Here is a 5,431-nt window from a genome sequence, read left to right on the forward strand (position 1 = left end):
AACGAACAAAATGGTCATGGACTTCCCCTTCCGAGTGAGTGGATGAGATTCGCAACCCCATCGTGGCACTTCGTTGCCGTTCGCCGCAATATGCGGCTAGCTCGGGACGGGGAAGTCCCTTTCATTCGTTAGGCGCCCCAAACCGTGCCGCTAGCAACAACTGAACCGCTACACCTAATCCGTCCATGAGAGCCCCGCGACCATCCACGCTGGCAGCGCTCAGCTACTTCATCGCTGCAGCCATTCCTATCGCGGCATGGGCAATCATGCTGTTCGTTGCTATGCCGGAAAGGCTTTCGGCCTCTCAGGCGGCACTTGAGCAAGTGCAACAGACGTTCTCCGCTCAGAACCCGTACTTCTGGTGGTTCATCACTTGGGCGCTGGCGCCGGCAATCCTTCTGCTCTTGGCCGTAAGTTACGGCAGCGGCGCTCATCGAAGGCCCGGTGCATCGAAGCTCCTGTTGGGCATCGGTGCAGGCGTGACGCTTGCATCAACCTATCTGTGGCCAATCGTATTTCTCCCAGCCGCAGCCGGTGTTTACTATGGCTTCCGCGCACGCAACACTGCCTAGCCACTCTCTGCAATGAGCCTCTTCCCCACTGCCTGCCATCCACCAGCGCCTAACTGGGCGTTGCAGGGGACGCCTCCACCAGTGCACGCTTCGGCCACGCCAAGCGCGCGCCCCTGAACTTGATAGTTAGGCTCCACATGAAACCGTCAGCAGAGTTCTCCATCTATCTGGCTGGCATAGTACCAGCAGGCTTGTTCTACGAACACATCAAAAATGCAGTGGGCTCCGATTCTCTATTCTTCGCGCTGTTTGTCGCTTATTTGCTAACTCTTCGTCTGGTGGCCGCCGGCATCAAAAGATTTATAAGTAATCGCCGCTAAATCAACATGAATCAAGCTACCCTTTCGGCGGCATCCTGGCCATCGCGCAGCGCCCAAAAGCAGCACAGCAGCCTTCCCACAGAGCCAGGCGTCTGGCAGACTCACTAGATACATCAACGGGAGCGTCTGTGCAGCGTCACTGTTCATCGAACCACGGCACGTTTGCCGTGTGCTCCACGCCCTCTCCTTCGCACCCCAGCCTAACTGTCAGGTCAACGCGGACGCAACCAAGGGCCATGCCTTCGGCATTTTCATGGCCCTTGGTTGTACCCTCCGCCCTGTCGGGCTCCGGCGCCGGTTACCTTGGTAGTTAGGCTTCTCGCAAATGCCCAGTATTCATCGGCCTTGTGGGGCGTTCGCCGGAACACATCGAGGCTTGCGGTCCGTGTGCCGGCACCTGTGCCGCGCAGGTTGCAAGTCGGGTAGATTGAGTCCTTCGTCAGCGCATGGCTGGCGCCATACGCAAAGGGAGGCGGCATGGCACAAATGAATGTTGGGGCTGCCACCGCAGCTCATCGCGCACACCAGGCTGGCGCCTCATGTGCGGGCTCACTGGCCGCGCATCGGCTTACTTTCACCGGCCTAACTGTGCGGTCAAGGGGACGCCTCCACCAGTGCGCGCCTTGCGTTGGCCAAGCGCGCGCCCCTTACCTTGGTAGTTAGGCCAATGCTGAACACCCCGCATGCACAGGCCAAGCAAGCCGCCTTCTCGGTGGCCCGACTACCGCCGCATAAACTGAACGCCTTCACGTCAACAAAGGCTGTCCCATGAGAGCGCTGATCGCACTGGTTGTTCTTGCATCGTCCGTCGCTGGTTGTGCCGTCTACACACCATCAGGCTCGGTCGTCATTGACCCCGCCGGCAGGCATGACTCGGGCGGCGGAAAGTTCTGCCCGCCTGGTCAAGCCAAAAAGGGCAACTGTTAACCATGCACTCGTGCGCCATCCACCAGCGCCTAACTGGGCGTTGCAGGGGACGCCTCCACCACTGCACGCTTCGGCCACGCCAAGCGCGCGCCCCTGAACTTGGGCGTTAGGCCTCTCCGAAATGGCAAGAATTCGTGCAACCGCCATGATGATCGTGTCGCTTGTTCGTATGCGTCCGGTGAAGGCATCTTGAGCACCCCAGCCTGAACCGTGAGGATAGTGTCCACCAAGAAGACAAGTGGACACTATGCAGAGCACTCCAACGAAGCGCACCCGGCGCCACCACGCGCCTGACCTCAAGCGTGAGGTGATCCTGGCCTGCCAACAACCTGGCGCCTCAGTGGCTGGCGTGGCGCTGGCGCATGGCCTCAATGCCAACTTGGTACGTCGCTGGCTTCGAGATGGCCCAGGGGCAATTGGCGTGGTGGCTGTTGCAGGCACTCCATCAAGCGCCTTCGTCGAGGTGCCCATGCCGCGAGCCAGCGCACCTGTAGTTGAGCCGATCCGCCTTGAGTTGCGCCGAGGCGCGAGCACCGTGAGTCTGCAATGGCCTGCGACAGCCGCAGCCGAGTGCGGTGCCTGGTTGCGCGAGTGGCTGCGATGAGACGAGGCCGCCGACATGATCCGCATCGACGCACTGTGGCTGGCCACGGCACCACTGGACATGCGAGCCGGGCCAGACAAAGCTCTGGGCCGCGTGGTCGAGGTTTTTGGTGCCGCACGCCTGCACCACGCCTACCTGTTCGCCAACCAGCGCGGCACACGCATGAAGGTGCTGGTACACGACGGCCAAGGCCTGTGGCTGCTGGCGCGACGCTTGCACCAAGGCCGATTCGTATGGCCGCAGGGCGGCCTGACTGCTCATGTCGAGCTCAACCAGGCGCAGTGGCAAGCCTTGATCATGGGCCTGCCCTGGCAACGCCTGCAATCCGATGGCGCCATCCGGGTGGTGTGATCGCACAGTGGATCAGCTGTTCATCGGGCGGCTGGATGCCATTGCCCACTGTGGCGCAATCCCTCAAGCCCACGATGGCCAACAGCCTCGATGGCAGCGATGATGAGGGCCATGGTCATCGATCCCCAGCAACTGCAGCACATGGACGCGCAACAACTGCGCGCCCTGGCCGAGGGCTTGATGGCCAAGCTGGTGGACAAGGATCAACAGCTTGCTGCACATCAGCAGAGCTTGGTCAGCAAGGATCAGGAGATCCACTTCAAGCAGACCAAGATCGACCTGCTCACGCACGAGATCGCCCGCTACAAGCGGGTGCAGTTCGCCGCCAAGAGCGAGAAGCTGCATGCCGACCAGCGCAGCCTGCTCGACGAGACCCTGGACGCCGACCTGGCCGCATTGGAGGCCGAACTCCAGGCGCTGAGCCCAACACCGGCCGAGCAGAGCGACACCGCCGACACTCCCAAAGCCAAGCCCCGTCGCACGGCGCTGCCCGCACACCTGCCGCGCGTGGAGATCCAGCACGAGCCCCAGAGCACGGCTTGCGGCTGCGGCTGCCAGATGAAGCGCATCGGCGAGGACGTCAGCGAGAAGCTGGACTACACGCCCGGCACCTTCACGGTGGAGCGCCATGTGCGCGGCAAGTGGGCTTGTGCAGCCTGCCAGAAGCTGGTGCAAGCCCCGGTGCCCTCGCAGATCATCGACAAGGGCATCCCGACTTCGAACCTGTTGGCCAACGTGCTGGTGGCCAAGTATGGCGACCACCTGCCGCTGTACCGTCTCGAAGAGATCTACGCCCGAGAGGGCGTGCCGCTGCCGCGCTCGACGCTGGCGCAGTGGGTGGGCCAGTGCGGCGTACAGCTCCAGCCCCTGGTCGGTGCCCTCAAGGCCGAGATGCTCACCTACTCGGTGCTGCACGCCGACGAGACGCCGGTGGAGATGCTCAAGCCCGGAACCGGCAAGACGCACCGGGCCTACCTGTGGGCCTACAGCCCCGGTGTGTTCGAAGCCATGAAGGCCGTGGTGTACGACTTTGCAGAAAGTCGTTCGGGCGAGCATGCGCGCGCCTTCCTTGGCGACTGGAGGGGCAGCCTGATCTGCGACGACTACGGCGGCTACAAGGCCAGCTTCACCCAGGGCATCACCGAGGTGGGCTGCATGGCCCATGCACGGCGCAAGTTCTTCGACCTGCATGCCAACGGCACCAGCCAGATTGCTGGGCAGGCCTTGCAATACATCGGGTTGCTCTACGACATCGAGCGCGAGGTCAAGGGCCTGAGCGCCAAAGACAGGCAGGCCATCCGGCAGGAGCAATCAAGGCGCATTGCCAACGCCTTGCACGAGTGGATGCTGGCGCAACGGGCCAAGGTGTTCTCAGGCGCCACGGCCAAGGCGCTGGATTACAGCCTCAAACGCTGGCAGGCGCTCACGCGCTTCATCGACGACGGCAGGCTGCCCATCGACAACAACTGGGTCGAGAACCAGATGCGCCCCATTGCGATTGGGCGCAAGAACTGGCTGTTTGCGGGCTCGCTGCTGGCAGGCCAGCGTGCGGCCGCCATCATGAGCCTGATCCAGTCGGCCAAGCTCAATGGACACGATCCGCATGCCTACCTGCGCGATGTGCTACGGCGACTGCCAACGCACAAGGCCAGTCAAATCGGTGATCTCTTGCCGCATCGGTGGGGGCCTGGGCAACATCGGAAAAATGTCAGCACATGAAGAACATCGACGCATTGATCGCTGATGGCGGAGACATCACCATTGGTGCGATCTATCCCATCGAGTGCGCTGCAACCGCAGCGGACAGCCATAACACTGTGGCCGCACTCGTTCGCCGGGACGGCGAAACGCTAAGCGCTCTGCTCAAGCGACTCGACAAAGCCGTTGGCCTGTTCTACGAACACGATGAGATCATCGATGAGGTCAATGGCAACTGACGAACATCAGCCTGTCAAGATGGGTTCGCCGGACGCATACGCTTGTTCTGTCCAACGGCCTACTTTGGTTCGTGCTTGACCAGAACATGAGCGCAGGCATCTACCCCGTAGATGCTGACTCAGTTGGCATCCCCATCATGGAGGCCCTTACTGTCTCCCTTGTCATCCTTCTGTGCATTACCGCCACCATCGCACTTCCGAACCGAACCCGGGGTTGGCGCCTTGCGCAAGGCGTTCCAGCCTCCATTGCGTCGCTCCTTGCAATGCTGCTCTCTGCCTCATGGCTCAGCCCAAACCATTACCTAGCAGCAACTGTATTCTTTGCTCTCGCACTTGCTTGCATCTGGGCGTGGTGGCTCGTTAGAAGACCAAGCGTCACCAACCAGGAGGCGCGCAATGCGTAGGTCGCTATTCGCAAGCAATACCATGCCACGGCACAGCGGCCTAACTGGGCGGTCAAGCGGACGCCAACACAGGCCATGCCTTCGGCATTCTCATGGCCTGTGTTGGTACCCTACGCACCTTCGGTGCTCCGGCGCCGCTTACCTGGGGCTACAAGGGCTTCCCCATCTGTCAAGCAATAGCTGAGGTTGCCCCTGAATTTCGGAGCGCTTAGCCCGGGTTTCATGCGGCGTTCTTGCGCTGAGCCGCCAGCCAGCGTTGCTCGTATTGCATGGGGCTGAGATAGCCCAGCGCCGAATGCAGACGAGAGTGATTGTA

General features: G+C 61.5%; 5 protein-coding genes. 4 read left to right on the forward strand and 1 reads right to left on the reverse strand.

Going from position 1 to position 5,431, the window contains the following annotated elements:
- The first annotated feature begins 185 nt into the window (after positions 1–185).
- From ABG80_RS21770 to ABG80_RS00030, 4 genes are all read left to right on the forward strand, one after another.
- Complete coding sequence (locus ABG80_RS21770) at positions 186–572, forward strand: hypothetical protein (protein WP_152987386.1); 387 nt, start codon at positions 186–188, stop codon at positions 570–572.
- Between the two features lie 1,866 nt (positions 573–2,438).
- Positions 2,439–2,774, forward strand: a complete 336-nt coding sequence (gene tnpB, locus ABG80_RS00020; protein WP_058085765.1) for an IS66 family insertion sequence element accessory protein TnpB — start codon at positions 2,439–2,441, stop codon at positions 2,772–2,774.
- 111 nt (positions 2,775–2,885) lie between these two features.
- Positions 2,886–4,493 (forward strand): IS66 family transposase, encoded by a 1,608-nt coding sequence (gene tnpC, locus ABG80_RS00025; protein ID WP_058085767.1) that lies wholly within the window; start codon positions 2,886–2,888, stop codon positions 4,491–4,493.
- Positions 4,490–4,711 carry a hypothetical protein gene (locus ABG80_RS00030; protein WP_058085766.1) on the forward strand — a complete coding sequence of 74 codons (222 nt, stop codon included), beginning with the start codon at positions 4,490–4,492 and terminating at the stop codon, positions 4,709–4,711. Before tnpC ends, ABG80_RS00030 begins: the two co-directional genes overlap by 4 nt.
- Positions 4,712–5,335: 624 nt before the next feature.
- Here the strand turns inward: ABG80_RS00030 and ABG80_RS24010 are convergent.
- On the reverse strand, positions 5,336–5,431 hold a 96-nt coding region (locus tag ABG80_RS24010), incomplete at its 5' end, for an IS3 family transposase (RefSeq protein ID WP_083505659.1).

This window comes from Aquabacterium parvum (assembly GCF_001447195.1).
In the GTDB taxonomy this organism is placed as follows: Bacteria; Pseudomonadota; Gammaproteobacteria; order Burkholderiales; family Burkholderiaceae_C; genus Aquabacterium; species Aquabacterium parvum.

Excerpts from the sequence above, each read along its gene's own strand:
- ABG80_RS21770 (WP_152987386.1), top strand. The coding sequence starts at position 186 with ATGAGAGCCCCGCGACCATCCACGCTGGCAGCGCTCAGCTACTTCATC.
- tnpB (WP_058085765.1), top strand. The coding sequence starts at position 2,439 with ATGATCCGCATCGACGCACTGTGGCTGGCCACGGCACCACTGGACATG.
- tnpC (WP_058085767.1), top strand. The coding sequence starts at position 2,886 with ATGGTCATCGATCCCCAGCAACTGCAGCACATGGACGCGCAACAACTG.
- ABG80_RS00030 (WP_058085766.1), top strand. The coding sequence starts at position 4,490 with ATGAAGAACATCGACGCATTGATCGCTGATGGCGGAGACATCACCATT.